The sequence below is a fragment of the Actinopolymorpha pittospori genome (genome assembly GCF_014873875.1).
GTDB classification, from domain to species: Bacteria; Actinomycetota; Actinomycetes; order Propionibacteriales; family Actinopolymorphaceae; genus Actinopolymorpha; species Actinopolymorpha pittospori.
This window is the reverse complement of the sequence record NZ_JADBEM010000001.1, coordinates 1,277,869-1,304,260: the sequence shown is the minus strand read 5'-3', so window position 1 is coordinate 1,304,260 and position 26,392 is coordinate 1,277,869. Positions and strand designations below refer to the sequence as shown.

Sequence of the window (26,392 nt, the reverse complement as noted above, 5' to 3'; positions counted from 1 at the left end):
GCGGCAGACGAGAAGCCCTAGCAGTCGAGAAGCCATGGCGGTCGAGAAGCCGTGGCAGTTCAGAAGCAGAGGCTCGACGGGAAGGTAGGCGGATGGGTAGCTATGTGCTCGATCTGCAGGAGATCGACCAGACGCAGGTCGCGGTCGTCGGCGGCAAGGGTGCGCACCTGGGAGAGCTCTCGCGCATCGACGGCGTCCGCGTGCCGGCCGGCTTCTGCGTGACGACGGACGCCTTCCGGCAGGTCATGGCGGACGCAGCCTCCATCGACGGGCAGCTCGACCGGCTCTCGCGCCTGAACTCGAACGACCGGGACGCGATCCGCGCGATCAGCGCGGAGGTCCGGCAGAGCCTCGAACGGATCGTCATCCCGGCCGATCTGGCGGCGGCGATCGGCCAGGCACTCGCCCGGTTCGGTGACCAAGCCGCCTACGCCGTCCGATCCAGCGCCACGGCCGAGGACCTCCCCGGGGCCTCCTTCGCCGGGCAGCAGGACACCTACCTGAACATCGTGGGGCCGGCGGCGATCCTCGAGCACATCAGCCGCTGCTGGGCCTCGCTGTTCACCGAGCGGGCCGTGACCTACCGCCTGCGCAACGGCTTCGACCACCGGAAGGTCGACATGGCCGTGGTCGTGCAGCAGATGGTGTTCCCGCACGCGGCCGGCATCCTCTTCACGGCCGAGCCCGTCACGTCCAACCGAAAGGTCGCCTCCGTGGAGGCCAGCTTCGGTCTCGGCGAGGCCCTGGTCTCCGGCCTGGTCAACGCCGACGTCTACCAGGTGCGCGACGGCGACATCGTGGCCAGGACGGTCGCCACCAAGCAGCGGGCCATCGTCGCCTCACCGGCAGGGGGAACCCAGGAACAACCGATCGAGCCGGCGCGGCAGGACGAGCCGGCACTGACCGACGCGCAGGTCGTACAGCTCGCGCAGCTGGGCCGGCGGATCGAGGCGCACTTCGGCTCCCCCCAGGACATCGAGTGGTGCCTGGTCGACGACGACTTCCAGATCGTCCAGAGCCGGCCGATCACCACGCTGTTCCCCATCCCCGAAACCGACGACCAGGACAACCACGTCTACGTCTCCGTCGGTCACCAGCAGATGATGACCGACCCCATGAAGCCGCTGGGGCTCTCGTTCTGGCAGATGACGACGCCGCGGCCGATGGCCGAGGCCGGCGGGCGACTGTTCGTCGACGTCACCCAGCCCCTGGCCTCCCCGGCGAGCCGGGCCGGCCTGGTGGGGGCCCTGGGGAAGTCCGATCCGCTGATCGGGGACGCACTGCAGACCGTCCTCGAGCGCGACGGCTTCCTCCCGTCGGTCACCGACGATGGCCCCGCCTGGGTGCCGCCGGGCAGCGGGTCGTCCACCGCGGTCGAGACCGATCCGGCCATTGTCACCGAGCTGATCGAGCGCACCCAGGCCTCCATCGCCGAGGCGAAGCGCGACATCCGGGCGGCGTCCGGTTCGGCGCTGCTCGACTTCATCCTGGCCGACATCCAGGAGATGAAGCGGGTCCAGTTCGATCCGCGGAGCATGCAGGTGATCATGGCGGGGATGGAAGCCGCCTGGTGGCTCAACGAGCAGCTGCAGGAGTGGCTGGGGGAGAAGAACGTGGCCGACACGCTCGCGCAGTCCGCCCCGCACAACGTCACCTCGGAGATGGGGTTGGCGCTCCTGGACGTCGCGGACGTCATCCGCCCGTATCCCAAGGTCGTCGCCTTCCTGCACGAGGTCGGCGATGAGGACGAGGGTTTCCTCGACAAGCTGGCCGAGCTGGAGGGAGGGCGGGAGGCGGCCGAGGCCATCCGGGCCTACCTCGACACCTACGGCATGCGCTGCGTCGGCGAGATCGACATCACCCGGCCCCGTTGGGGTGAACGCCCCACGACGCTCGTGCCCATGATCCTCGCCAACGTCGAGAACTTCGAGCCTGGCGCCGGCGCGCGCCGCTTCGAGCAGGGACGGCAGGAGGCAGCGAAGAAGGAACAGGAACTGCTGGAGCGCCTGCGGGCCCTGCCCGACGGGGAGTCGAAGGCCGAAGAGACCAAGCCGATGATCGACCGCCTCCGGACGTTCACCGGGTACCGGGAGTATCCGAAGTACGGCATGGTCAGCCGCTACTTCGTCTACAAGCAGGCCTTGCTGGAGGAGGCCGAACGCCTCGTGCGGGCCGGCGTGCTCGGTAAGAGGGAGGACATCTTCTTCCTGAGGTTCCAGGAGTTGCACGAGGTCGTACGTACGGGCCAGGTCGATGAGGAGCTCATCGGTCAGCGCAGGGAAGCGTTCAGGTCCTACCAGGCGCTCACCCCGCCTCGGGTGCTCACTTCGGACGGCGAGGCGATCGCCGGAACCTACCGACGCGAGGACCTGCCCACCGATGCGCTGGTCGGTCTGCCGGTCTCCGCCGGGACCATCGAGGGGCGGGCCCGCGTCATCCTGGACATCGCCGAGGCCGATCTCGAACCGGGCGACATCCTCGTCACGGCCTACACCGACCCCAGCTGGTCGCCCCTGTTCGTCGCGGTCACGGGCCTGGTGACCGAGGTCGGGGGCCTGATGACCCATGGCGCGGTGATCGCACGGGAGTACGGCCTGCCCGCCGTGGTCGGGGTGCAGAACGCCACGCGGCTGATCGAGGACGGGCAGCGGATCCGGGTGAACGGAACCGACGGCTACGTCGAGATCCTCCCCGCGACATGACGAACCGCGCCGCCGACCCCGATCGAGTCGGAAGGTCGGCGGCGACCGATTCTCCTCGTGGAGCCGCGGATCAGGCTGTCGCCTCGTTCGAGGTCAACGGGCCCGCTCGTAGCGCAGCAACGCGGTCGGGCCGACCTGCTCGATGGAGACCGTCCGCAGGTCGCCTGCTCCGGCGGGGTTGGTGAACAGCCGCCGCCCGGAGCCGAGCACGGTCGGGAAGACCATCAGCCGGTACTCCTCGACCAGGTCCACCTCGATCAGGGCCTGGGCGATGCTGGGGCTGCCGATGACGATGACGTCCCGCTCCTCCCGTAGCCGTTTCACCTCAGCGCCCAGGTCGCCGTTGATCAGGGTGGAGTTGCTCCACGCGCTGACGTCGGTGAGGGTGCGGGAGGCCACCCACTTCTGGGCGGCGTTCATCCGCTGGGAGAAGTCGTCGGTCCGGTTGGGCCAGAGCTTGGCGAACAGCTGCCAGGTCCCACCGCCCAGCAGGAGCCCTCCGGTGTCCAGCAGGGAGCCGAGCCTGAACTTGTCCCCGGCCACGGCTTCGGGGCCGTGCCGGAACGCCCAGCCACCGCCTGGGGTGCCATCGGATCCGTCTGGATCCTCGACCACACCGTCCAGCGTGGTGAACGCGATGACGATGACGCGGTTCATGGTGATCCTTTCCTGGGCCCGGACGCGGGCCCTGCCGTGGTGCCGTCGCTGGTACCTACCGGCGGGCACCGCCGGACTCATCGGTGACCGCGGATATCGTCGGCATCGATCCCCGGGACGGGGAGGACGGATGAGGGAGTACGCGGATGGCCGCCGCTGTCGGGTCGGACTTCGACGCGGCGACGGCTCCGTTCCGTCGCGAGCTGGTGGTGCACTGTTACCGGATGCTGGGTTCGGTGCACGAGGCGGAGGACCTGGCCCAGGAGACCCTGCTCCGGGCGTGGAGGGCCCGCGACCGCTACGACGAGCGGCGGGCGTCGCTGCGTACGTGGCTCTACCGGATCGCGACCAACGCGTGCCTGACCGAGCTGGAGGGGCGGGCGCGGCGGCCGTTGCCGTCCGGGCTCGGCGCGGCGAGTCAGGACCCGGACGCACCGATCGTGCCGGACTTCGAGGTGCCCTGGCTGCAGCCGCTGCCCGACACCTACCTGCGCCGAGACCAGGTGGACCCAGCGGCGTGGGCGAGTGAACGCGACAGCGTGCGGCTCGCGCTGGTCGCGGCCATGCAGCTGCTCCCCGCGCGGCAGCGGGCCGTCCTGGTGCTGCGGGACGTGCTGGAGTTCAGTGCGGCGGAGGTCGCGGCGCAGCTCGACACCTCGACCGCGGCCGTCAACAGCGCCTTGCAGCGTGCCCGGGCCGCCCTGGCGCAGGCGGCGCCGCGCGACACCACGGTGCGCGCGCCGGAGGACCGGGCGGTGCGGGAGACGGTCGAGCGGTACGTCCGGGCGTTCGAGGCCGCGGACGTGGACACGCTGGTGACGCTGCTCACCGACGACGCCGTCCTGGAGATGCCGCCGGTGCCGCTGTGGTACGCCGGTCGACTCGACTACGGCCGGTTCATCGCCCGCGTCTTCGCGACGCGGGGCGGTGGCTGGCGGATGGTCGCGACGGCGGCGAACGGCCAGCCGGCGCTGGCGGCCTACTGCCCCGACGAGGCCGGCGTGCTGCGGCTGCACACGCTGCAGGTGCTGACCGTGACCGCGCAGGGGATCGCGTCCAACGTGGTGTTCCAGGACGCCCGTGTGTTCGCGGCCTTCGAACTCAGCCCCGTCCTCGAACCAGGCCACTGACCGAGGCGGGGCGGGCCTCAGAAGCCTCAGAACAGGACCTGGTTCGCCTCGTCCGCGTGGCACACCACCCGACCGGTCGCCATGAGCTCGTCGTCGCTGATCTTCCAGGTGTGGGTGCTCGGGTCGTCCCTGCGGACGCTGACGAAGTTGAACCGGTCGGCTGAGTAGATCTCCGCCTGCTCGGCGCGGACGCGGCGCAGCAGGTCGGAGTCGACGCCACGGGGAAGGTCGGCGAAACGCAACTGACGCAGCAGGTCGCCCTCGGCCACGATGGTGCCGCCCTGGACCCGCTTGGACCTGGTGTGCTCGAGATGGTCGAAGCGCAGGATCGTCACCCCGCTGGCCTGGAGTTGGACGTAGTGGGCGCCCTTCCCGACGACGCCGGCGCTGGTGTAGGAGAACGCGTGCAGCAGGTCGGCCAGATAGTGCTCGCCGTAGAGGTTGTCGTCGTCCATCTTGGCCAGGTAGCGGCCGTCGGCCGCCTCGATGCCCAGGTTCAGGCACGCCCCCAGACTCAGGCCGGCGTCGGCCGCGCGGACCACGACGTCGTGGATTCCCGCGGCCCGCGCCTTGTCCTGGACCACCTCGGGTTCGATGCCAATGCCGTGCAGGACCATGACGAGCTGGAGGGGGCGGTGGACCTGCTGGGCCACCTGCTCGATGGCGTGGGTCAGCTGCTCGGGTCGGCAGGTCGACAAGATCACCGACACGGTGGGCTCGGGTCGGGTGGTGGGCCGGCCGAGCGCGCCCAGCACGGTGTCGACGCGGTGCCCGTAGGTGTGTTTGGTGAAGACCTCTCGCATCGCCAGGTGGCCGCGCCGGTCGCGGGTCTCGTCGTCGCCCAGGAGTTCCTTCAGAGCCGTCGTGGTGTCCGCGGGGGACTGGCTGAGCTGGACGAGGTCCCCGAACACCTCCTCCAGCGCGCGGGAGTGACCGGAGACGACGGGGGTCGCGCAGGCGGACAGTTCGAAGACCCGCCGGGCACACATCGTCGGCGACCCGGTCACGGAGTTGACGTTGAGGAAGACCTTGTACGCCTTGTAGGCGGTGAGCATCTGCTCGTAGGGCAGGGTGCCGACGACGTGATCGGCGTAGGCCGCCGGGAAGCGGTAGACGGGGTTGTCGTGGATCCGGTTGAAGATGTGCAGGCCGAACTCGCGGGCGGGGGCCAGGACCGTGTCCATCTGGACGACCCGTTCGCGGTGCTTGTGGGTGTAGTAGGTGCCCGCGAACGCCACGGGGTACTTGCGGCCGCCGGGCACGGACACCGGGTTGTGGACGCGCGGCTGGGCTCCGAAGTGCAGCAGCCCGATCCGGTCGTGGCCGAGAACCTCCCGGTAGTGGGGGACGGAGTCCGCGTCGACGGTGAAGACGTGGTCGAAGAGTTTGGCGGTCTCGATGAACTTGTTGAAGTGGGAGGGGTCCTCCTTGTTCCAGAAGACGGTGGGGATGGAGCGTTGCCGACACCAGGCGACCAGGTCGCAGAGTTGCTGCTTGGGCGCCCCGGCCGCGGTGACGATGGCCCGCCAGCGTCCGGCGTTGCCCCACCACGCGGACTCGACGAACAGCAGGTCCGGGCGGGTGGCTTCCAGCATCTCCTGCCAGTCCTGCGGTCCGGGCTGGACCTGGTTCCACTCATAGGCGAGGGCGGCTTCGGAGAACTTGTCGAGGATCGCGGCCACGGTGAGGTCGGGTCGGGCCACCGGGCCGTCAGGGAAGCCGGCCCCGGTGGGGAGTTCGACGGCGCAGAGCGGGCCCGAGGTGGCCTGGCTGAGGGCGGTTCCCGTGCCGGGGACCTGTCGCGGCGTGTTCACCGCGTCCAGGCTCGGCTGCTCCTTCGCCGCCGCGGCCGGCAGCAGCCGTTCCGGCTTCTTCGGGCGTGGCACCGGGCGCAGCACCCGCCCGAGGTCGCGTGGCATCCGCCACACCGCCGAGGGGTGTTGTCCCGCGGTGAAGAAGACCTCACCCAGGCGCCACCAGCGGCGGGCCTTCATCGACTGGGCCTGCCACAGGGCGTGCTCGGCGCGGTAGGTCTCCTCCCGTAGGCGCTGGCGGAGGGAGCGTTCGGTGCGGTGCATCTCCTCGCGGAGCCGGGTCTCCATGGCGGCGCGTTCGTTGTGGGCCTTGCGTTGCGCGTCCAGCAGCGCCGCCTCGAACGCGGGTTGGAGGTCGGCGTCGAGTCGGAGCCGGTCCTCGATGGAGGTGGGGCCTGGCCGCGCGACGACCCGGAAGTAGCCGTCGACGATGTCCAGGGACTGGATCGTCATGTGCCGGGCGAGTAGTTCGAGGAGCGAGGCGACGTAGAAGGTGACGGGATGATCGCGGGGCACGAAACCGAAGGTTGCGGTGAGCACCAGTACGCCGTCGGCACGTAACAGCCGGGCCCCCTCGGCGAGAAGGGAGGAGGCGTTCTCGACGTGTTCGATCGTGTCGGCCATCACCACGCAGTCGAACGTGGCATCGGGCAGGTCCAGCGCGGTGGCGTCCGCCACCCGAAACGACAGCAGGTTGCGCACCGGGTCGGGCTCTCGGACGCGTGTGGCGAGTGCCTGCTCGATGCGGGAGGGGTCGATGTCGACACCCACCGCTCTCAGGCCGCGCCGGGCGCACAGGATGGACACGCCGCCCTGTCCACAGCCGACGTCGAGCACGTCGCCCCGGGCCTGCCCGACCAGCCACTCGATGCGTTCCCGGGCGCCCCGTGCCGTCGGCATGGTCCACAGGTGCTTGCCGGGCGCCGCGTCGGGGGGAATACCGCTCGGGTCAACGAGAGACTTCATGAAATTCCGACACACTTTCTCGAGTTACACACGAAGCCTCAGATGTACATCATGGACGACGTGATCACTTTTGTTTAACGGCGATTGGGCTATCGCCGCTGAAAGGGTTTTCGGGGCGTCCGTCTGGGCGGGATGAGCCGCTTCTTATCGGCGGGTGATCCTCCTGCGGGCGGCTTCGAGCAGCTTCTTACTCAGTGGCTCCTGCAGTTTGCGTTTGAGTCGCGTGGCTTCCTTCTCCCATCGCGCGGCCTCGGTCTTCAACGTGCGAATCTGGTCGTGGAGTGCGGTCACCGATGCTGGCTTGGGTTTGTCCGCGGCCGGGGTCAACGCCCATTGGGTGCCGTCGATCCAGTGGGTCCCGAAGGCCGTGGCGACGATGTCGTCCAGGTCCTCGCCGTCCTTGGCCAGCCACCGCGCCCGGGCGATCGCAGCGGTTCGCTCCAGACGCCCGATGCTCGCTCCGGATCCGCGGGGAGGGGCCAGTGACACGATGCCGTCGCACTGGCTGTCGGCGAGTTCGACGAGCCTGCGTAGCGCGTCGGCGTTGAGCACCCAGCCGGGCGAGCAGTGGAACCGGAACGGAACGGGCGCGGAGGTGGGCGGTACCGAGTCCTGGAGCCGCACCCGTGCGTCGTGGACGAAGGACTCGTGCAGCAGCCTGAGATCAAGAAGGTGGTCGTCCAGTGGCGGGCGGCGTTCATCGGTGAGCTCCGACCATCGCCCGACGAGGGTGACGCGTACGTCGGGGATGTCACTGGCCAGCGCGCCCACCACGGTGGCGCGCGCCTCCTCATAGGAAGCCGTCCCCACCTCGACGACGACGTCGACGTAGGGCACCATCCACTGACGTCCGGTCTCCTGGCGCCAGCGGCGCCGCCAGGGCACCCGGTTGCCCAGGTAGGGCTCCCGGAATCTGGTTCCCTCAGCTGTCCGGGTCAGCATCTCCGACAGCCCGAGGTGGAACGCGCGCGCCTGGGGATCGGGGACGAAGACGGCGCCGGCCTGTGCGGCCCGGAAGCTGAACTCGACGTCCTGGCCGCGGATCAGTTCCGTGTCGGCCCCTCCGCACGCGTCCCACAGCCGGTGAGTGAAGGAGATGGTCTGGCCGGTCCCGACCCGGTAGGCGCCCGCGTCCGCGCTGCGCAGCCCGTCGGTGGCGTCGATGACCGTCTCGATCCAGCTCGGGTGGGTCTGGTCGAGGTCGAACAGCTTGTCGGCGTCTCCTGCCGCGACGGCGTTGTGCACGTCGTGGGGCGAGTGCGGGTCCGCACCGTAGTCGACGAAGCGCTTGTAACCGATCACCACGAGGTAGTCGGCCAGGTGATGCCAGCGCATGCTCGCCTCGACGTGGTCGCGGTGGAGGAGCATGTCGGCGTCGAGGCGGTGGATCACCTCACCGTCGGCGGCCTGGACGCCGGTGTTCAGGGCGTGCCCGGCCCCCCAACCGCCCGGTGCGCTGGGGATCAGCGTGGTGTTCTCCGGCGCGATCTCGGGAAGGCGGAGCGGCGGGTCGCTGCCGTCGTCGACGACGATCACCTGCATCAGGTGGCTCGGATAGGTCTGCGCCGCGAGGCTGGCCAGGGTGAGGTCGAGCTTGTCCTGGCGGCCGTAGGCGGGGATCACCACCGACACCGTCAGCCGGGGTTCCCACTGCCCGAGCTCAGGAGCCGACAGGATGCTGTGGTCGTTGCGCCGGATCCGTGGCTGGCCGTCCCGCTCGGCTCCCGGGTCGCCTGCTGCCTTGGCCCGGTCGCGCCACTTCCGCTCGGGTTCGAGTCCCCTTCCCCAGACCGGGTGCATGGGTGGGGCGGGCAGCAGGAGGCAGCGTGGTGAGCCGTTGTAGCGGGCCGCCAGGCGGCTGTAGCTGGAGATGGTCGAGCCGATGACGTACTCGCACGCGGCGAGGAGTTGCATGTCCACGAAGTCGGGGACCAGTTCCTCACCCGCGGCGAGGAGTTCGGTTCCTCCCCCGCCCGGGGCCAGGCGCGGCCAGCGGAAGGGCATCTCCCAGTTCTTGGGGAAGACGATGATGTGGTCGGCGAACCGGGAGCGCATCAGCTGTTCGGTCTCGGCGCTGTCGGTGGCGAGGAAGATCGTGTGGTCCTCGGCGATGACGCGTTCGGCCTCGCGTACGAAGTCCTCGATCGGGGTGACGACCAGCCGCCTGTTGTTGTCGCCCTGCCGGATGTGCATGCCGACGGTGCGGGTGAAGTGCGCCGAGGTGATCTCCGTGACGGTGTCCTGGATGGCCTGGGCGGGCTGCGGCAGCCACTCCCGAAGCGCCTCGTCCTCGCCGACCAGGGGTTCCTCCGCGGCGCAGAACCAGAACAGCGACTGCACGATGAGGGTGTGGTCCTCGCGGAGCGGGACGCGCCGGTTGTTGCGGGTGCCGCCCTCGGACCACATCGGAACGTTGATGCGGCGCAGGGAGTCCGCGTTCGCGGGCAGTCGGTCGAGTACCTCCACCTCCGGGCCCGCGGCGAACAGCGCCTCGTAGTTCCCGAAGTCCCAGACCACGGTGAGTTTGGCGTCGGACAGGGAGCACAGGCGTCGGGCCGCGCCGATCGCCCGGATGCGGTTTCCGAGCCCGCCCCGGGGGATCAGGATGAGGTGTTCCAGGGTGGCTGAGTCCGCCAGGCTCCAGTCGTCGCTCATCCCTTCCACTCCCGCCGTTGTGGGAGGGGCTCGCCCGGCCACTCCTGGCGTTCGGGTGCCTGACCGGCGAGGGCGCGGGCCTCGGCGTCGACCATGATCGCGGCGAGTTCGGGGGCCAGCACCCGGGCCTTCCAGCCGAGGACGCGCCCGGCCTTGGACGGGTCCCCGATCAGCGCGTCCACCTCGGCGGGCCGCTCGTAGCGCTGGTCGTAGTGAACGTGTCGGGTCCAGTCCAGGCCCACCCGGTCGAAGGCGAGCCGGGCGAAGTCGCGGACGGAACTGGCCGTGCCGGTGGCGATGACGTAGTCCTGCGGCGAGTCCTGCTGGAGCATCAGCCAGATCGCCTCGACGTACTCCGGGGCGTATCCCCAGTCCCGGACCGCGTCGAGGTTGCCCAGGTAGACCCGGTCCTGCAGGCCGGCCTTGATCCGTGCCGCGGCCCGGGCGATCTTCCGCGTCACGAACGTCTCGCCCCGCCGTGGCGACTCGTGGTTGAAGAGGATCCCGTTGACGGCGAACATGCCGTACGCCTCGCGGTAGGAGCGGGTCATCCAGTGCGCGTAGAGCTTCGCGGCCCCGTAGGGCGAGCGCGGCTGGAACGGCGTGTCCTCGTGCTGCGGGGGTGTGGAGGAACCGAACATCTCCGAACTGGACGCCTGATAGAACCTGCACTCCGCTCCGGTGAGCCGGATCGCCTCCAGCAGTCGCGCGGTGCCCATGCCGGTGATGTCGCCGGTGAAGGTGGGTTCCTCGAACGAGACGCGTACGTGGGACTGGGCGGCCAGATGGTAGACCTCATCCGGCGCCGTTGTCTGCAACAACTCCAGCAGTCGCGACGCGTCGGAGAGGTCCGCGTGGTGGAGGAAGAAGCGGGTGTCGCTGTGATGCGGATCGCTGTAGAGATGGTCGATGCGGTGCGTGTTGAACGTCGAGGCGCGGCGCACCAGCCCGTGAACCGTGTATCCCCGGTCCAGCAGCAGTTCCGCGAGGTAGGACCCGTCCTGCCCGGTCACCCCAGTGATCAGAGCCGTTTTCAAATCGGCAACCCTCTTTCGCGACAGGTCCCGCTCCGAATTCGGCGTCCCCACAATCCCGTCAATTCCGTACAGTGGGGGCCGATAAACCCATTCAACCCCTCCGGAAATCCACGAACGCGCCATCGCCGGGTGGTCGATCTTTCCTGGGCTCCCGCTGTTGCGTGGTTTCCGGTCCCCGGGGTCGCGGAAAGTGTCAACGACGCCAGAACCTCCCGGTGTGGAGGCGCCCCGAAGTTTCCCGGAGGTCGCATGCGAGTGGACCGCTCGGCCAGGATCTACGTGGCCGGTCACCGTGGCCTGGTCGGCCAGGCGCTGTGGCGCCACCTGCTCGCGGAGGGCTTCACGAACCTGGTCGGACGCGGATCGGGAGAACTCGACCTGCGCGACCGGGCAGCCGTCGAAGGGTTCTTCACCACCGAGCAACCCCAGGTTGTCATCCTCGCCGCGGCGAAGGTCGGCGGCATCATGGCCAACGCGACCTACCCCGCACAGTTCCTCTCCGACAACCTGCGCATCCAGGTGAACGTGCTCGACGCCGCCGCCGAGCACGGCGTCGAACACGCGCTCCTGCTGGGATCGAGCTGCATCTACCCCAAGTTCGCGCCGCAGCCCATCCGCGAGGACGCACTACTCACCGGCCCCCTGGAGGCCACCAACGACGCCTACGCGATCGCGAAGATCGCGGGCATCACCCACGTCCAGGCGCTACGCCGCCAGTACGGCCTGCCCTACATCACCGCGATGCCCTGCAACCTGTACGGTCCGGGCGACAACTTCGACCCCTTCACCTCCCACGTGCTGCCCGCCCTGATCCGCCGCTTCCACGAGGCGAAACTCCAGGGGGCGCAGCGGGTGGAGCTGTGGGGTTCGGGCCGTCCCAGGCGGGAGTTCCTGCACGTCGAGGACCTGGCCCGCGCCTGCCTGCACCTGCTGGAGACCTACGACGACGCGGGGCCGGTCAACGTCGGTAGTGGCACCGACCTCACCATCGCCGAACTCGCCGAGACGATCGCCGACGTCGTCGGCTACGACGGCGACCTGGAATGGGACACCAGCAAGCCCGACGGCACTCCCCGCAAGCTGCTCGACATCTCCCGGATCACCCGGCTCGGTTGGGCCCCACGGATCAGTCTGCGCAGCGGCATCGAGTCCACCTACGCGTGGTACGAGCGCACCGTCGCTCACCTCGACACCCAGGTTCGCGCCGGGGCAGAGTGAGGAGCCGGCTACCTGAGCGAGCCGGGTTCGCGTAGCAGCAGGTCGATGATCCCGGTACCGTCCTCCTCACTGTGCCTGGCGGCAAGGCGGCGTTGCATCAGGTCCATGTAGGGCGTGAGCAACTCCGTACTGACGCCCTGCTCCTGCGCGGTGCGGAGCAAGGTGGTGTTGCCGGCGACCATCATGGCGAGGTTGGAGACCACGCCCCTGGTGTAGTCGCCGCTGTGGAGGTGCTCCGCGGTCAGGTGCACGGCCGGGGCCATGGCGGCCAGCCACCCGGCCAGCAGCGGGGCGAACTCCTTCGGCGCGATGTCCTCCCGGCGGATGAGCGCGAAGGCGTGCGAGATGCCGGCGAACATGCCGCTCATCGCGCTCAGCAGCGCCACGTCGTGCAGGGCGGCGAAGCCCGGGTCGGCCCCGACGTAGGTGGTGCCGGTCGGCACGGCCAGGGTGTCCCGGTGCTCCTCGAACAGGTCGCGGGAGCCGCTGTAGAAGACGTAGCCGCCAACGCCTGCTTGGCCGATCATCGGCGGGGTCGCCATGATCCCGCCGTCCAGGAACCGGGCGCCACGCTTCTGCGCCCACGCGGCACGGTCGCGGGCCTGCCCGGGTGTGCCGGTGGTGAGGTTGACCAGGTCCCTGCCCGCCAGGTCGGCGTCGGCGAGGGCATCACCCACCGAGGCGTCGTCGAGCAGGCAGGCCACCACGAGCTGGTTCGCGGCGACCGCCTCCGCCGCCGTCGCGGCGAGGGTCGCGCCTTCGGCGAGGAGTGGTTGCGCCCTGGTGGCGGTGCGGTTCCAGACGGTGACCGGGTGCCCGGCGGCGAGCCAGGCGCGGGCCAGGGCGCTGCCCATGGCGCCGGTCCCGAGAAGGGTGAGCGGAGTTGGGGACGTGGCGTTCGCGGTCATGCCGTCTAGGGTGGTCGGCAGGTCAGGGGCCAACAAGTACGCACTTCGAAGTGGGTGGTGGCCCCGAGGTGAGCGAGCAGGTGGGAGGCACCGCGATGGCGACGCTGCGACGGCCGGGCGCGTACGTGTGCGGCATCGACGCCGCGATGGACGTCATCGGCGGCAAGTGGAAGGTGCTGATCCTGTGGGCGCTCGGTGAGCACCCGTGCCGCTTCGGTGAGCTGCGCCGGCTGGTGCCCGGGGTGACCGAGAAGGTCCTCGCCTCCCATCTGCGGGAGCTGGAGGACGACGCCATCGTGCACCGGGAGGACTACAACGAGGTGCCGCCCCGCGTCGTGTACTCCCTCACCCCCCGCGGTGTCTCCCTCAACCAGGCGTTGGCGCCGCTCGGCGCGTGGGGACGGGAGAACGTCCTCGGCGGCGTCGAGAGTACGCACGGCGCGCCGGCTTAGGGCAAGCCGTCCGGCCAACGCCGGCCGCCGCCACGACGGGGCCCCAGCGGCGGCCGGTGCACTGCTGTGGAGTGGGGCTTCGGGCTCAGTCGGCGGTGTCGAGCTGGGCGAGGTGGGCGTTCAGTGCCTTCCAGGCGCGCCAGGCCCTGGTCATGCCGAACTGGGCGTTGAAGCGCAGCACGGCTCGCACGTCGTCGCGGGACGCGCCGGCGCCCAGGGCCCGGCCGATGTGGATCTGAAAGCTCTCTTCCAGGGTTTGGTAGTGAACGTCCACGCTCATGGTCGCGAACGCGCGTTCCCGGACGCTGAGCGTGCCGGGCCCGTATCCGCTCCGCATCCGGGACTGCAGGAGGAAGTGCTCGGCGAAGTGGTCGTCGAGCTCGACCAGCAAGGCGCGGGCCGCCTCCGGTCCGGGTCCGGTCTCCAGCAGGTCGGCGGCGAGTGGTTCGGTGTCGGGTCTGGGCAGACCGGCAGCGGCCTCGATCTCTGCGAGTCGCTCGAACGCGGCCAGTGCCGCGTGGTAGCCCGTGTCGTAGGAGACGAGGCGCAGGAGAGCACGGATGTCCGCGGTGGACACGCCACTGTTGAGGCCCCGGCGTACGTGCATCTCGAAGGGGAGCCCCAGGGCCGGCTGGCAGACGTCCGCGACGACCTGCAGGAAGACCTTCTCCCGGTCGGTCAGCTCGGGGACCGCGCCGGCGTGCCTGACGGTCGCGGCACCCATCTGGGCGAAGACCGGATCCAGCTCGGTGAGGTCGAGGGTGCTCGTCGTGGTGTCGGAGTTGGTCTTGGTGTCGCTCATGAGGGTCACGGTGAGGACTCCTGTCACGCTAACTGAACAGCCGTAGTGCTACGACCGTAGCGCTATCGGTGTCCAGTTACAATCTGGTCCTATGGATGCGAATCCGGGCTCGAGTACGGCTGCCCGTCGCCGGCCCAACGCCCGAGGGCAGGGTGAACGGCTGCGCGAGGAGATCGTTTCGGCTGCCGTGCGGATGCTCGACGAGCTCGCCGACGACGAGGCGCTGTCGTTGCGTGCCGTGGCGCGCGAGGTGTCGATCGCCGCCACCTCGGTCTACCTGCACTTCGCCGACCGCGACGCGCTCGTCCTGGCGGCGATGCGGCGGTGTCATGAGGACCTGGTCCGTGCCGGCGACGATGCCGCGGCAGCGGCGGATGGCCCGGCGGCTCAGTTGCGTGCGCGCATCCTGGCGCAGGTCGCCTGGGCGGAGGGGCACCCCGGCCTCTACAAGGTGCTCCACGAGAGCAAGGTCCACCGGCGGCTCGGAATGCCGTTCAAGGAGGTCCTGGTCGCACGCACCGTCGCCGAGGTGCAGCAGTGCATGGACGCGGGGGTCGCAGCGCCTGATGATGCCGCGACCGTCGCGATCGACCTACGGACCGCTGTCAACGGCATGTTGTCGCAGCGCATCAACGAGCCCGACCTGCCCTGGTCGCCGGCCTCTGAGCAGGTCGACCGGTTTCTCGTCAAACTCGTCGGCCTCCCGCAGCCACCCGACCGCACGAACCAGAAGTAGGGCGGCGCGCTCAGCGTCAGCACGACGAGCTCGCCGCGATCCTGCGGGTGGTGCTGAGCCTCGGCGACGAGGCGAGCGACGTCACGAAGCAGGCCAGGGCTGAGACTCCCGCTCCTCGGCTTCCGCGTGACCTCTCCGGGATGCCTCCGTGACCTGGCCGGCGGGGGCGGCGTTACTCCACCTGGCCCGGCATGCGCGGGTCCGTCCACCAGAGGCGGCGGCGCGGCAGGTGAGAGGGGTTCGCAGTGAGGCAACGTAAAGGACCGACCAGTCGAGGTGCGAACCGGTCGGCCACTGCCGGCAGTTCGGTCACCGCCGTCGTCTTCGTGACCGTGGGCATCCTGGCGGCCGACCTCGTTCTGGGAGCGCCCACCAGCGGCCAGGCCTTCGCCGGCCGGACGGTGAGCTGGGCGGCTCCAGCCGCGCTCGCCGGGCTGGTCACCGTCCTGCTCGCCCGCAGAAGCGGCATCAGGTGGGCATGGTGGCGTTACCCCCTGACGGTCGGTCCGATCGGCCTTGCCTTGGTCGCCGCCCTCAGCTTCTCCGGCATCGACCTGTCCGGCACCGACCCGGCCGAGCAGGATTCCGGCCGCCCCCAGGCCGACGCCGGCAGATCCAGCGCCACCTCCGCCCAGACGCCTGGGCCGAGCTCCACGCCGGTCACGGGCGCCACACCAACGCACAAGACCGCCCAAGGGCCCGGCAGCATCAGCACGAACCTGAAGCGGCCGGCGAGATTGGCGGGGTTGGAGCTCATCACCGATCCCGCGTTCGAACGCGAGACGGAGCGAGTCGTCGCGCAACTGCGCGAGCAAGTGCCGTGGGTCGAACCCCTCGACGCCTACTATCAGGACCCGTCGGCCGAGGACAGAGTCGTCCACCTCACCGGTGCGAGCGGCGCTTTCCCCAGTCCTCAGATCGCGCTCGAGAGCGGCTTCAGGAACATGAAGCTGCCGATCAGCAACCTGCATGACGTGCCCGCTGGCCCACACGGAGGCTATGTCCGTTGTGGTTCCGCGAAGGAGAAGACCACAGCCGGCAGCGTGCTCCCGATGACCGTGTGTGCCTGGGCCGACCGCGGCAGCTTCGCGGTCGTGCTCTTCTACAACCGGCCTCTGGACGAGAGCGCCGAGCTTCTCCTCCGGATACGGAGCGGCGTCGAGACGGGCGGCTGGGACCTTCCGGTCTACCCGGCCCCGTCACCGGCCAGGGCCCCGGCAGGTGAGAACCTGGCCGAGGCCCCAGCGGGTGAGACCGTGGCCTATGTGCGGGGCAGGAGCAGCAGCACGTCGGCGTAGAAGCGCTCACCGGTCGCGTCGGAGGGGTGGTTCACCAGCTCCGAACCGCGCACCATGGCGGTCGAGCCGCCGCCGTCAAGGTTCAGCGCGGAGGTGGCGCCGAGCGCGCGCATCACCCCGGCGGTCTCCCCGATCGTCAACCCGACGCTGACACCCGGGTTACGGCCGTCGGCGGCGACCATCAGGATCCGGCCGCGGGCGTCCGTGCCGATCATGGTGCGGCCGTTGCGTCGCGCCACCCAGTTGTCGTAGAAGGTGGGGTCGCCGTCGACGTGCACCAGACCGTCGGTCTGGGCGGTGACGTACTCCTTGCCGTCGCGGACCAGGGTCGGCCCGGCGCCGATCATCGACACGCCACGGCGCAGCGGGACGGTCCTGCCCTTGGAGTCGGTGACCCGCTCGTCGAACCGCAGCCGCCGGCCGACCTGCGCGTGCTGGCGCAGCCACTCGGCGCCGGTCCCGATGCCCTGCACCGTGGAGCCACCGGCCGGGATGGCCGCACCGAGGCTCTCCTGCACCGCCGTGACGGTGCCGGCCGCGTTCAGCGTGACCTCCACGCCCGGGGCCGTGCCGGTGAAGCTGTTCGCCCCGAACTCCGAGGTGAACTGGACCAGCTCGTTGGGGTTCTTGCAGGTCACGTCGTGCTGCGGGATGGACGTCGGCTGGTCGTCAGGCCGCCCGCCACAGTCGAGGATCTCGCCCGGGTGCCGGTTGAAGCCCGACAGGGTGGTCTGCGCGTGGTCGTTGCTGGACACCGACAGGTGCGTCCAGAGCTGGTCGATGCGCAGGCTGGTCTTGCGCCCGTGGTCGGTGAGGATCAGCCCGGTGCGCCCGTTGTTGGCCTCCGACAGCAGCTGACCGTCGGCCACGTGGATGCCGGCGGTGTCGCCGTAGGCGGTGCCGTAGCTGCCGTTGGTGCCGGCGAGTGCGCCGTAGCGCTCGGCCAGCGTGGTCAGGTGGGTGCGGACGTCGACGGAGCTGCCCATCGCCGAGGCGATGTGACCGTCGAACTTGTGCGGGTCGACGCTCAGCACGTACACCCGCCACGGCCCGTTGGTGGAGTTGGCGTCCTCGGCGGTCCAGACGCCTCCGTACTTGAAGCCGGCAGCCTTCAGCTGCTGCTCCTGCGGCGCCAGGTCGGCCTGCTTGGCGTAGTGGCCGAGGCGTACCTCGTAGCCGACGGTGCCGGCGGGCACCCCGACGAACGCCGGGGTGTTCACCGGCAGCAACGTCGGCCCGAACCCGGCGGCGCGCAGCTGCCCGGCGACCGCCTCAGCGGTCTGCTTACTGCCCAGTGCCCGCGTCGCCTTCGTCGCGTCGGGCGTCGAACCGGCCTGCCCGTCCGGTGGGAGCAGCACCCGGTCCTGCCAGCCGTCGGTCGTGGTGGCGGCGCCACGCACGATCGTGGTCAGGTCCACGCCGGGCGCCAGCTCCACGGTGTCGCGGGTCTCCGGCAGGTCTGCCGGGCCGAGCGGGAGCGGGGTGGCGGGCAACCCGCTGGCGGCGGGCCCCTTCGCCGAGGCCGCCGGCGCGGTGGCGGGCGGAGCGGCGATGGCGGGCAGTGCGGATGCGGCCATGCTCGCGGCGGCGAGTGTCACGGCGACTGCGCCAAGCTGGAACGGACGTCTCACGGGCGACTCCTCGATCATGATGCTGGTCTCCCGACGGTAGGCGCCCGAACCAGCGGGCACCCGGCCATGACATGAACAGCCCCGGACGGGGCATCGGACCCTCCATGGCGAACACCTGGGAGCCGGTGCGCACCGCGCACAGCCAACAACGCATCCGCGAGGTGGGTGCGGAAGTGGGACGGCCGCTGTCCTGCTTGCCGGGTAGCTTCCCTGGAGCGAACGCGCAGGCGCGGCGTTCCTTGTGTGTCGCTGTGGAGCGTGTCCCTGTCGATCCGGAGGGTTGCCATGCGGGTGAGTCACGCACAGGCCGTCGCCCACCGGATGCGGGTCCACCACCTGATCGACCGGCTGCCCTTCGGGGCCTACGAGCAGGCCGCCCACGTCGGGCTGCAGGACAGCTTCCCCAGGTCGGCGTTGCTGTCGCTGCACGCACGGGTGAACGGCTGCGAGCCGGACGGCTGGGCCGACCCGCGGCTGATCCAGACCTACAGTCCCCGCGCCGCCGCCTACGTCCTCCCACGCAGGGACTTCGGCGTGTTCACCCTCGGCCGTTCCCCGGTCGACCCGGACGAACGCCGTGCCGCCGAGGCGTACGCGGAGCAGGTGTGCGCATTTCTCGACGGGCGCAGCGTGCGCGGACGTGACCTGCCCCAGCCCATCGCCCGGATCGTGCGCGGCGCCGCTCCCACGGGCCGGATCGCCATCCGCTGGGACGCTCGATCGATGGCGGTGTTCGAGGTGCCACGACCGCAGGTCGACGTTGACGCCGCCCGGCTGGAGCTGTGCCGGCGCTACGTACACGCGTTCGGCCCCACGACGCCCGCGACGTTCGCCTGGTGGGCCGGCCTCACCCCGCGCGACGCCAGGCCGACGTGGCAGCGGATGTCGAACGAACTGTTCGAGGTCGACTACGAAGGCCGTGCGGCGGTCATCCTGCGCGCGGACGAGGAGGCGCTGGCCCCAGCACCGGCTGCCGAGGGTGTCCGGCTACTGCCGGCGGAGGACTCCAAGCTGCTGTCGCTGTTCGCGCGCACCGACGCGTCCACAGCCGATGACACGTTCCATCCACATGCACTTGTCGTGGACGGCCAGGTCGCGGGCCGGTGGGGACGCAAGCAGGGCCGCGTGGTCGTGAAACTGGACGAGCCCGTGTCGGAGGAGACCAGGACGGCCATCGAGGCGGAGGCGTTGTCCATGCCGGTTCCGGGCGCCTCGATGACCGTGCGGATCCTGCCCGCGCCCTGAGCGCCTGCTGTCCACATTGCTCAGCCGTGCCTAGCGAGCCGGCTCCGCCGAGTCATCCGACCCGGCCTGCCCGCCGCAGAACACCTCGTCGACGAGCCTCTGCTGCGCCTGCCCGAACGCCTCCGCCACCTGCGCGAAGTCGAGCTTGGCGTCCCCGGTGGTCAGCGAGGCGGTCAGGGTCGTACCGCCGTCGGGCGTGCTGTACATCAGCGCCCCATAACCCGCGAAGCCGCCGTTGTGGGTGAGGACGGTGACGCCACAGCTTGGCGCGGGAAAGGGAGACGGCGAGGTACCGTCCTGCACGAACAATCCCAGGCCGTAGCCGAGCTTGGGGTGCGGCTTGCGCATCTCGGCCAGCACCGGGGCCGGCAGAAGCTTGCCGCTCATCAGGGCGGAGATGAACGTGTGCAGATCCTGGGTGGTAGAGATCATGTCTCCGCCGGCGGAGACCCAGGAGGGGTTCTGGCGGGTGACGTCGACCGTCTTCCACTGGCCGGCGTCCTGGTAGGTGTAGTAGCCGTGGGCATGCGGCTCGGGGATCTCCGGTGAGGCGTCCGGCACCACGGTTCCCGACAGGCCGAGAGGACTCAGGATCCGCCGCTGCATCTCCTCAGCGAGCGGGCAGCCGGTGACCTTCTCGATCAGCAGCCTGGCGAGCACGTAGTTGGTGTTGGAGTAGCTCCAGTCCGTCCCCGGCTCGAATCGCGCCGGTTTGGACAATGCCAGCCGTACCAGCTCCTCGGGCTGGTAGGTGTGGAAAAGGGTGTCCACGCGCTCCTGGCCCTGCCAGGGGATTCCGGGCACAATCGTCCCGTCCTCGTAGAACTCGCCGGTGAAGTTGAACACCCCGCTGGTGTGCTGCAGCAGCATCCGCACGGTGATCCGCCCGTCCAGCTCGAACTCGGGCAGGTGGTCGGCCGCCGGGTCGTCCAGTCCGATCGTGCCCTCGGCCACCAGTTGCAGCACCAGGGTCGCGATGAAGGTCTTGGTGTTGCTGCCGATCCGGAACCGCCCGTTCGTCGGTGGCTTCGCGGCTTCGCCCAGCTTGCGCACCCCGGCGCTGCCGACCCACTCTCCCCGCTGATCGTTGACGCGCAACTGCACCCCGGCGAAACCGGAATCGACCAGCTCCTGGATGGCTTTCTGCAACTCCGGGCGATCCGGCCCGGCAGCTGAGGTCTCGTCGTGGTCGGTGTGGGTGCCGGACATGGTCATGAGCTCCTTCGGAACTGTCGTGGAATCCAACTGAACGGACAGGATCACCGCGCCACTGGCATCTCGCCAACGTTCGGGAATCGCTGAACTCCTGCGACGGTACATTGCGTTCACAATTCGTCAACGAATAACTGAGCATGTTTGTCTCACCTAGTCCGAGAAACGCGGCCCATATTGCAATGAACCTGAGGCTGAACGCAATGGGTCGCCCTGACCTTCTATTGCAATGACCTCCGCGTGAATGCATACTGTGCAGCGGGGTGTGCGGGCGCCGAGGTCCGCGCACGTCGACCGGTTGGGAGACGAGCACCGATGCCCGGAGGCAGACTGACCGACCAGGATCGGCAGCACATCGCTGCGGGGCTGGCCGAGGGGCTCGGATACACAGAGATCGGCAAGCGCCTGGCGCGGCCCGCCTCGACCATCATGCGGGAGGTCACCCGCAATGGCGGACCCGACGGTTACAGGGCCGACCGGGCGCACGAGGCCACACGGCATCGTGCGCGCCGACGCAAGCAGCCTCAACCTCCGGCGCCGCTGGCCCCCGACAGCGGCCGTGGGCGGGACCCTCGAGCGGTCCAGGACTTCACCGAGTCCTTCACCGACCTCCTCGTTCAGCAGGGGGTGCCCCGGATGATGGCCAGGGTGATGACCTGCCTGTACATCACCGACGCCGGCATCCTCACCGCCGCCGACCTGGTCCAGCGGCTTCGCGTCAGCCCCGCGTCCGTCTCGCATGCCGTCACCTACCTCGAACAGCAGGGAATGCTCAGGCGGGAACGAACTCCCGGCATGCGCCGCGAACGCTATGTCATCGACGACCAGAGCTGGCTCCGATCCCTCCTCGCGACTCTGCAGATGAACAACGCCCTGATGGCCGCATCGCAGCGCGGAGCCGAAGTTCTCGGGGTCGGGACTCCTGCGGGCGCCCGCTTCGAGTCCACCGCCGAACTCCTTCTCCTGGTGAGTGAGTCCCACCGCAAGGCCATCGAAGAGTGGCAGCACAGCCTGGCCGTCCGGAACGCCGGGCGACAGGCTTGACCTCTCGCCGCTTTCGGCGTGGATCCAAGGAATCGTGCGCAACGTCGCTCTCGCCGACAGTCCGGCGTGCGAGGCGCAACTGCGGGCCACCAATGAGGTTCCCTCCGTCCTCGGCGACGCCCACCACGGCGCCGGGGATGCCGTGGTGGGCTGCCAGTTCCAGCAGTGTCCTGGAGCCCCCTCACGCGAGGGCGCTCCCGTCATCCGAGGCAGGACCGGACGGCCTTGGCCAGGTTTGCCGCCCGCGAGTCGTCGCGGAAGGACCAGAGGTTCGTGACGTAGCCGAAGCCGACACCAGCATCGGGGTCGGCGAAGCCGATCGATCCGCCGGAGCCCGGGTGGCCGAACGACCCCGGCCCGACCATCGGCATTGGCGGGCAGGATCGCATGAACCCGAGCGACATGTAGAAGGAGCGGTCAGCCGGGATGTGCAGCCCCGACGGCAGCCCGTACATGGGCGTCTTGTCGGTCTGGACGACTGTCATGCTCTCGACTGTTGACGGATCGAGCAGCCGCACCACGTCGACGTCGCTGACCGTGGCCGCATATATCCGCGCCACCGATCGCGCGTCGGAGAGCATGTTGGCGGCCGGGAACTCAGCCGCGCGCCAGGTGCGCGTAGTGAACTGCCGGACGAACGGCGAGAGCCCCTTCAGGTAACGGAGTTGCGCCTCGCTGTGAATGGTGTCGATCGCCAACGAGGTCTTGCCGCGGCCGCTGACCCCGGTAAAGGCGATCTCTTGGGAATGCTCACGGTGACATCGCGGAGGTTGTTGGTGCGCGCCCCCACCACCTCGATGGTCTCGGTGTTGTGCGCGAATGCTTTCATTCGTTCGATCCTCGCCCCAGCGGCAGGAAGGAACTCCGCAACTCATCGTGCAGCAGTCCCATCGATGTCTTTCTGATCTTCGATCAGACGCGGTAAGGCTGCAGGAGTTGGGCGAACCTCGCTCTCAACGAGGTGACCAGCGGGCCGTCGCGATGAATGGCCCAGCTGATCATCGCGCCGTGATAGGTGATCTCGACCAACTCGGCCAAGGCGTCGATGTCGATCCCGGGCCGAAGTTCCTCATTCGCTGTGGCCTCACGCAGTCGTTCGACGATCTTGGCGCGCAGCCGGACAGCTCCGTCCCTGGTGGATTCATGGAACTCGCTGTCGGCAAGAGCGATCTGGAGGAGGGAAACCGAGTTCGCCATCTCCTCTGCCGTCGTCTCAGAATCCACCCCATGCACCAGGCCGGCGATCAGCCGATCGAGCGCCGGTCCGCCGGACGGGGTTTCGTCCATGCCGCCCACCCAACGCTCGACCCCCCATCGGTCGGCGGCCAGCAAGAGCGCTCGCTTCGATCCGAATCGCTGCACCAAAGTTGAGGCGGACAGCCCGACCTCGGCCCCTGCCGCGGCGAGGGTGAAACCTTCCGGGCCGATGCGCTGCACCAACCGGAGTACGCCAGCCAGTACCGCCTCGTCACTGAGGTTCTTGCTCCGTGGCATCAGGCGCCCACGTCCGGGAAGCCGTCGTCGACGATCGACCGGCGGGCCTCGGCATCGACGCTTCCCCAGTCTGGTGAACTCCCGTCCAGGTCCACGACCCCGTACTCGTGCATCAGGTCCCAGGAGCCGAGGCAGGCGCCCGCGAATCGGGAGCGCCCCGGATCTGCGGCCAGTGCTGCCAGTCCCCGTCCCAGCAGGTGCGGTGTCTCCGAATGTGAGAAGAACCCTCCGCCGAAGTCGCTGGCCTCGCGCCAGTTCTGTTCCGTGACCCCGATGCGTTCGAGCATCGCCTCGGATCGAAGGAACCCCGGTGTCACGCTGAGCGCCATCGCACCGCCGGCCGACACCTCGGCGTTGAGGGACCCGGCAAGCCTCACGACGGTGGACTTCACGATGTCGTAGGCGATGTTGCCGCGGTAGGGGACCTCGGCCTTTCCGTCACCGACCTCGACAATCAGGCCCGCATCGCTCTCCAACACCAGCGGGAGCAGGTGGTGCGAGGTGATGACATGGGTTTCCACCCCGTTGCGGATCACGGCGAGGGTGTCGTCGAGGGGATGCTCCCAGAGCTTCTTCTCCCAGTCGACCAGATGGTCGCCGCCCCAGATGTCGTTGACCAGGATGTCGACCCGTCCGTACTCAGCGCGAATCCGCTCCGCAAGGGCGGCGACCTCACCCGGCTTGCTGTGATCGCAGCGGACCGCGTTTCCGGTCCCGCCGGCCGCGTGGACTCTCTCGGCGGTTTCCTCGATCGTCTCCGGCCGGTCCATGACGGATCGGCCTTCTCTCGTGCTCCGGCCCGTGCCGTACACCGTTGCGCCCAGCGCGCCAAGCTCGATGGCGATCGCGCGCCCGGCCCCTCTTGTCGCTCCGGCCACAACAGCGATCCGACCTGACAAGTCACGTGTGATCATAGCTCGACCATAAATGAATGTGCATTTATATTCAAGCTCGAGGACGCGCGGCATCCTGAGGCAGTCGATGAAGCGCGTTCGTCGGCCACCCGTGACAGCCCAGACGGACGGGCCAACGGCCAGGCTCCTTCGAGCTGCCAGCTACAGGTCGCGGATCGTCGTTGCCCACGTCCGCAGCCAGACGATGCTGTCGGCGAAGGACGCGAGGAGCTCCTGCGCGGTCTGGTGACGCAACGCCGCGTTGTCGCCGGGTACGGGGTGCAGGGCTCCTTCGATGTTGCGCAGCATCCAGTCGATCTTCCCGGCCTCCACGACGGTCCGGTCCGGATCGACGGGCGTCGCGTCCCCACCCGCGTCCCGGTAGGCGGTGACGAAGTGCCGTACCAGGTCGACGTCGGCGCAGTCGTCACCGCCGGCGAAGGACGTCGCGGCGACGACGAGTTCGACGTCGGGCAGGACGGGTCCGGCGTAGTCCCAGTCGGTGATGGCGACGCGCCCGTCGGGAAGTACGACGGCGTTCTTCGGGTCGAGGTCGTCATGGCTCAACCGAAGGAGCAGCCGCGCCTGACGTAGTCGCTCGACCTGGTCGGCGACCTCTTCGACAAGCGGAGTGAGGTCGCTCACCTGCCGCGCCCAGTTAAGGTCGCCGCGCGAAGCGTCGGCCGCCGCACGGTGCCAACGATCCAGCTCGACCGGGGGCAGGCGGGAACTGTCGCCGCCGTCCAGACGGAGCGCGTGCAGGATCCCGAGGGACCGCCCCACCTCCCTCGCGATGGCGGGACTCGGTGGTGCCGCGGAGCACGGTGTGCCATCGACCCAGTGGTGGCAGCGCGCCAGCCTCGGCCCGTGGTCCGTCTCGATCTCCGCGAAGAAGGTGCCGTCGGCGGCGGCGACAGGCGTCGGCATCGGGATCGTTCCGGTCGCCGCCGCGGCGGCCTCGATGGCCGCTCCGGTGCTAAGTGCCTCGCGGGACGTGGTCGTGAGCACCTTGACGGCGTATCGCCCTGAGCGGGTCAGGACTCGGAACACCTGGTTGGACCATGCCTCGTCGACCGCGGCCGGACTGGCTAGGACCGGGCCCAGCCGAAACGCCTCCGCCGCCTGCTCGGCGATCGCCTCGGACCCGATCACAGTGGTGAACCTATCGTTGCCGCCCGGCAGGTCCTACTCGGTTTCGAGCAAGGAGGCCAAGGCGTCCTTGAGCTGTTGGGCGTCCCGCTCGTCGAGTCGGTCGAGGAATCGTCGTTCGGCGTCGTCGATTCGTCGGGCACCGCGTCGCGCGATGTCGCGGCCCGCGGCCGTGAGTTCGACGACGTTCTTGCGGCGGTCGTCGCGGTGCGGGCGGCGCCGGACCAGCCCGCGAGCCTCCAGGTCGTCCACGAGGGCGACCATGGTCGTGCGGTCGACGCCCAGGAGCTGAGCGACCTCGGCCTGGGAGTGCTGCTCCTGATCGCCGAGGCAGAGCAGCGCCGCCCACTGGCGGCTGTCGACGCCCAACGGCGCCAGGGTGTCCCGGGTGACCTCGATGAATCGCAGATGTGCGTGCTTGAGCAGGTAACCCAGACGCGGAGACGGCTGCCCCGAGGCCTGGTGCTGAGACACCTGGTGCTTCGGCTGGGTGGCTTCACGGTCGGGTGACACGAAGCCATGATAGTGGTAAGACTGATCGTCAGTGACACTGACGATCAGCGCCACTGATCGTGCTCACGGGGCTGCGCCCACCATCTGGAGGATCCATGCCGAAGTCCATCGCCGTGTTCGGAACAGGTCCCCGCCTCGGTCGGGCCGTCGCCCACCGCTATGCCCGCGAGGGCTACGCCGTCGTCCTCGTGGCTCGCCGCCGGCAGCCGCTCGAGGACCTCGCCAGCGACCTGGCCGGGACCGGAGCGACCGTGCACGTCCTGCCCACCGACCTGTCCGAGCCCAGTGCCGTGCCCGGACTTGCCGAGCGGATCCGCGCGCAGGTGGGCGACCCCGACGTGCTCTACTACGGCCCCAGCGTCGGTGGGTTTGTCTCCGCGACCACACTGACCCCCGAGTACGCCTACGACACCATGCCGCTCGGCCTCTACACGCTGCTCGCGCTCGTCCAGGAGTTCCTGCCGCCCATGGTCGAACGAGGACGCGGCGCCATCCTGACCGCCCAGGGCGCCAGCGCCGTACACGGCTGGGCGAACATGAGCGGCACCGGTCCCGTTCTGGCCGCTCGGCGCAACTACCTCCAGTCCTTGCACCAGGAGGTCTCGAAGCAGGGTGTCTACGTCGGCAGCCTCCATGTCGGCGCGGCCATCGAACACACCCCCTTCCACGCCGCACAGGAGAGGGCCAGAGCCGCCGGAACGCTCGTCGCCGAGGTGCCCACGGTCGATCCCGACCATCTCGCCGACCTCCTGTGGGCCATGCACCACACGAAGAGCCAGCCGGAAGTGACCTACCCCGAGGGTCTCCTCGGCCCGTGAGGGGAGGGGGTCCCTGGT

At 69.4% G+C, this 26,392-nt stretch carries 22 protein-coding genes; 9 read left to right on the top strand and 13 right to left on the bottom strand.

Going from position 1 to position 26,392, the window contains the following annotated elements; all coding sequences use genetic code 11:
• The first annotated feature begins 92 nt into the window (after nucleotides 1–92).
• Nucleotides 93–2,702 carry a rifamycin-inactivating phosphotransferase gene (gene rph / locus HEB94_RS06130; RefSeq protein WP_192749005.1) on the top strand — a complete coding sequence of 870 codons (2,610 nt, stop codon included), beginning with the start codon at nucleotides 93–95 and terminating at the stop codon, nucleotides 2,700–2,702.
• Between the two features lie 93 nt (nucleotides 2,703–2,795).
• On the opposite strand, the gene HEB94_RS06125 is transcribed toward rph, so the two are convergent.
• Nucleotides 2,796–3,359 (bottom strand): dihydrofolate reductase family protein, encoded by a 564-nt coding sequence (locus HEB94_RS06125; protein ID WP_192749004.1) that lies wholly within the window; start codon nucleotides 3,357–3,359, stop codon nucleotides 2,796–2,798.
• A gap of 146 nt (nucleotides 3,360–3,505) precedes the next feature.
• Between HEB94_RS06125 and HEB94_RS06120 the strand changes: the two genes are divergently transcribed.
• Nucleotides 3,506–4,489 (top strand): sigma-70 family RNA polymerase sigma factor, encoded by a 984-nt coding sequence (locus HEB94_RS06120; protein WP_192749003.1) that lies wholly within the window; start codon nucleotides 3,506–3,508, stop codon nucleotides 4,487–4,489.
• A 26-nt stretch (nucleotides 4,490–4,515) separates the two neighbouring features.
• Here HEB94_RS06120 and HEB94_RS06115 read toward each other — a convergent pair whose 3' ends face one another.
• From HEB94_RS06115 to gmd, 3 genes are all read right to left on the bottom strand, one after another.
• Nucleotides 4,516–7,269 (bottom strand): methyltransferase domain-containing protein, encoded by a 2,754-nt coding sequence (locus HEB94_RS06115; protein WP_192749002.1) that lies wholly within the window; start codon nucleotides 7,267–7,269, stop codon nucleotides 4,516–4,518.
• A 144-nt stretch (nucleotides 7,270–7,413) separates the two neighbouring features.
• Complete coding sequence (locus tag HEB94_RS06110; RefSeq protein ID WP_192749001.1) at nucleotides 7,414–9,924, bottom strand: glycosyltransferase; 2,511 nt, start codon at nucleotides 9,922–9,924, stop codon at nucleotides 7,414–7,416.
• Nucleotides 9,921–11,012 carry a GDP-mannose 4,6-dehydratase gene (gene gmd, locus HEB94_RS06105; RefSeq protein ID WP_337917491.1) on the bottom strand — a complete coding sequence of 364 codons (1,092 nt, stop codon included), beginning with the start codon at nucleotides 11,010–11,012 and terminating at the stop codon, nucleotides 9,921–9,923. Before gmd ends, HEB94_RS06110 begins: the two co-directional genes overlap by 4 nt.
• A 198-nt stretch (nucleotides 11,013–11,210) precedes the next feature.
• Here gmd and HEB94_RS06100 point away from each other — a divergent pair, with 198 nt between their 5' ends.
• The gene (locus HEB94_RS06100; RefSeq protein WP_192748999.1) at nucleotides 11,211–12,179 is read left to right on the top strand and encodes a GDP-L-fucose synthase family protein; all 969 of its coding nucleotides are present in this window, start codon (nucleotides 11,211–11,213) and stop codon (nucleotides 12,177–12,179) included.
• Between the two features lie 8 nt (nucleotides 12,180–12,187).
• Here the strand turns inward: HEB94_RS06100 and HEB94_RS06095 are convergent, their stop codons facing one another.
• Nucleotides 12,188–13,087 (bottom strand): NAD(P)-dependent oxidoreductase, encoded by a 900-nt coding sequence (locus HEB94_RS06095; protein WP_192748998.1) that lies wholly within the window; start codon nucleotides 13,085–13,087, stop codon nucleotides 12,188–12,190.
• 68 nt (nucleotides 13,088–13,155) lie between these two features.
• Here HEB94_RS06095 and HEB94_RS06090 point away from each other — a divergent pair, with 68 nt between their 5' ends.
• Nucleotides 13,156–13,539 carry a winged helix-turn-helix transcriptional regulator gene (locus HEB94_RS06090; protein WP_425550416.1) on the top strand — a complete coding sequence of 128 codons (384 nt, stop codon included), beginning with the start codon at nucleotides 13,156–13,158 and terminating at the stop codon, nucleotides 13,537–13,539.
• Between the two features lie 85 nt (nucleotides 13,540–13,624).
• Here the strand turns inward: HEB94_RS06090 and HEB94_RS06085 are convergent, their stop codons facing one another.
• Entirely contained in the window at nucleotides 13,625–14,341 is a 717-nt protein-coding gene (locus tag HEB94_RS06085) for a carboxymuconolactone decarboxylase family protein (RefSeq protein WP_192748997.1), read from the bottom strand.
• A 91-nt stretch (nucleotides 14,342–14,432) separates the two neighbouring features.
• Between HEB94_RS06085 and HEB94_RS06080 the strand changes: the two genes are divergently transcribed.
• Together HEB94_RS06080 and HEB94_RS06075 are read left to right on the top strand one after the other, a co-directional pair.
• The gene (locus HEB94_RS06080; protein ID WP_192748996.1) at nucleotides 14,433–15,077 is read left to right on the top strand and encodes a TetR/AcrR family transcriptional regulator; all 645 of its coding nucleotides are present in this window, start codon (nucleotides 14,433–14,435) and stop codon (nucleotides 15,075–15,077) included.
• 326 nt (nucleotides 15,078–15,403) lie between these two features.
• Complete coding sequence (locus tag HEB94_RS06075; protein WP_192748995.1) at nucleotides 15,404–16,375, top strand: hypothetical protein; 972 nt, start codon at nucleotides 15,404–15,406, stop codon at nucleotides 16,373–16,375.
• Here the strand turns inward: HEB94_RS06075 and HEB94_RS53380 are convergent.
• Nucleotides 16,339–18,066 carry a phosphodiester glycosidase family protein gene (locus HEB94_RS53380; protein WP_192748994.1) on the bottom strand — a complete coding sequence of 576 codons (1,728 nt, stop codon included), beginning with the start codon at nucleotides 18,064–18,066 and terminating at the stop codon, nucleotides 16,339–16,341. The two genes, HEB94_RS06075 and HEB94_RS53380, sit on opposite strands and share 37 nt — an antisense overlap.
• A 225-nt stretch (nucleotides 18,067–18,291) precedes the next feature.
• Here HEB94_RS53380 and HEB94_RS06065 point away from each other — a divergent pair, with 225 nt between their 5' ends.
• Nucleotides 18,292–19,251, top strand: coding sequence for a DNA glycosylase AlkZ-like family protein (locus tag HEB94_RS06065; protein ID WP_192748993.1), 960 nt, complete (start codon nucleotides 18,292–18,294; stop codon nucleotides 19,249–19,251).
• A gap of 30 nt (nucleotides 19,252–19,281) precedes the next feature.
• On the opposite strand, the gene HEB94_RS06060 is transcribed toward HEB94_RS06065, so the two are convergent.
• Nucleotides 19,282–20,466: a serine hydrolase domain-containing protein gene (locus tag HEB94_RS06060; protein ID WP_238361441.1), complete on the bottom strand. Its 1,185-nt coding sequence runs from the start codon at nucleotides 20,464–20,466 to the stop codon at nucleotides 19,282–19,284.
• A gap of 312 nt (nucleotides 20,467–20,778) precedes the next feature.
• Between HEB94_RS06060 and HEB94_RS06055 the strand changes: the two genes are divergently transcribed.
• The gene (locus tag HEB94_RS06055) at nucleotides 20,779–21,507 is read left to right on the top strand and encodes a GbsR/MarR family transcriptional regulator (protein WP_192748992.1); all 729 of its coding nucleotides are present in this window, start codon (nucleotides 20,779–20,781) and stop codon (nucleotides 21,505–21,507) included.
• A gap of 200 nt (nucleotides 21,508–21,707) precedes the next feature.
• Here the strand turns inward: HEB94_RS06055 and HEB94_RS49040 are convergent, their stop codons facing one another.
• From HEB94_RS49040 to HEB94_RS06025, 5 genes are all read right to left on the bottom strand, one after another.
• Nucleotides 21,708–22,382 carry a serine hydrolase gene (locus tag HEB94_RS49040; protein ID WP_202896168.1) on the bottom strand — a complete coding sequence of 225 codons (675 nt, stop codon included), beginning with the start codon at nucleotides 22,380–22,382 and terminating at the stop codon, nucleotides 21,708–21,710.
• A 37-nt stretch (nucleotides 22,383–22,419) separates the two neighbouring features.
• Nucleotides 22,420–22,947: a TetR/AcrR family transcriptional regulator gene (locus HEB94_RS06040; protein ID WP_192748991.1), complete on the bottom strand. Its 528-nt coding sequence runs from the start codon at nucleotides 22,945–22,947 to the stop codon at nucleotides 22,420–22,422.
• Between the two features lie 53 nt (nucleotides 22,948–23,000).
• Nucleotides 23,001–23,915, bottom strand: coding sequence for an SDR family oxidoreductase (locus tag HEB94_RS06035; protein WP_192748990.1), 915 nt, complete (start codon nucleotides 23,913–23,915; stop codon nucleotides 23,001–23,003).
• Nucleotides 23,916–24,056: 141 nt separating this feature from the next.
• Nucleotides 24,057–25,046: a phosphotransferase gene (locus tag HEB94_RS06030; protein WP_192748989.1), complete on the bottom strand. Its 990-nt coding sequence runs from the start codon at nucleotides 25,044–25,046 to the stop codon at nucleotides 24,057–24,059.
• 33 nt (nucleotides 25,047–25,079) lie between these two features.
• On the bottom strand, nucleotides 25,080–25,556 hold the full coding sequence (locus HEB94_RS06025; RefSeq protein WP_202896167.1) for a MarR family transcriptional regulator: 477 nt from the start codon (nucleotides 25,554–25,556) through the stop codon (nucleotides 25,080–25,082).
• Nucleotides 25,557–25,651: 95 nt separating this feature from the next.
• On the opposite strand from HEB94_RS06025, the gene HEB94_RS06020 reads away from it, so the two are divergent.
• Nucleotides 25,652–26,374 carry an SDR family NAD(P)-dependent oxidoreductase gene (locus tag HEB94_RS06020; protein ID WP_192748988.1) on the top strand — a complete coding sequence of 241 codons (723 nt, stop codon included), beginning with the start codon at nucleotides 25,652–25,654 and terminating at the stop codon, nucleotides 26,372–26,374.
• Nucleotides 26,375–26,392 lie beyond the last annotated feature (18 nt).

Excerpts from the sequence above, each read along its gene's own strand:
- HEB94_RS06115 (WP_192749002.1), bottom strand. The coding sequence starts at position 7,269 with ATGAAGTCTCTCGTTGACCCGAGCGGTATTCCCCCCGACGCGGCGCCC.
- HEB94_RS06055 (WP_192748992.1), top strand. The coding sequence starts at position 20,779 with ATGCCCGGAGGCAGACTGACCGACCAGGATCGGCAGCACATCGCTGCG.
- HEB94_RS06110 (WP_192749001.1), bottom strand. The coding sequence starts at position 9,924 with ATGAGCGACGACTGGAGCCTGGCGGACTCAGCCACCCTGGAACACCTC.
- HEB94_RS06125 (WP_192749004.1), bottom strand. The coding sequence starts at position 3,359 with ATGAACCGCGTCATCGTCATCGCGTTCACCACGCTGGACGGTGTGGTC.
- HEB94_RS06085 (WP_192748997.1), bottom strand. The coding sequence starts at position 14,341 with ATGAGCGACACCAAGACCAACTCCGACACCACGACGAGCACCCTCGAC.
- HEB94_RS06080 (WP_192748996.1), top strand. The coding sequence starts at position 14,433 with ATGGATGCGAATCCGGGCTCGAGTACGGCTGCCCGTCGCCGGCCCAAC.
- rph (WP_192749005.1), top strand. The coding sequence starts at position 93 with ATGGGTAGCTATGTGCTCGATCTGCAGGAGATCGACCAGACGCAGGTC.
- HEB94_RS06120 (WP_192749003.1), top strand. The coding sequence starts at position 3,506 with ATGGCCGCCGCTGTCGGGTCGGACTTCGACGCGGCGACGGCTCCGTTC.
- HEB94_RS06095 (WP_192748998.1), bottom strand. The coding sequence starts at position 13,087 with ATGACCGCGAACGCCACGTCCCCAACTCCGCTCACCCTTCTCGGGACC.
- HEB94_RS06100 (WP_192748999.1), top strand. The coding sequence starts at position 11,211 with ATGCGAGTGGACCGCTCGGCCAGGATCTACGTGGCCGGTCACCGTGGC.
- HEB94_RS06060 (WP_238361441.1), bottom strand. The coding sequence starts at position 20,466 with ATGACCATGTCCGGCACCCACACCGACCACGACGAGACCTCAGCTGCC.
- HEB94_RS49040 (WP_202896168.1), bottom strand. The coding sequence starts at position 22,382 with ATGAGTTGCGGAGTTCCTTCCTGCCGCTGGGGCGAGGATCGAACGAAT.
- HEB94_RS06035 (WP_192748990.1), bottom strand. The coding sequence starts at position 23,915 with ATGATCACACGTGACTTGTCAGGTCGGATCGCTGTTGTGGCCGGAGCG.
- HEB94_RS06020 (WP_192748988.1), top strand. The coding sequence starts at position 25,652 with ATGCCGAAGTCCATCGCCGTGTTCGGAACAGGTCCCCGCCTCGGTCGG.
- HEB94_RS06065 (WP_192748993.1), top strand. The coding sequence starts at position 18,292 with ATGCGGGTGAGTCACGCACAGGCCGTCGCCCACCGGATGCGGGTCCAC.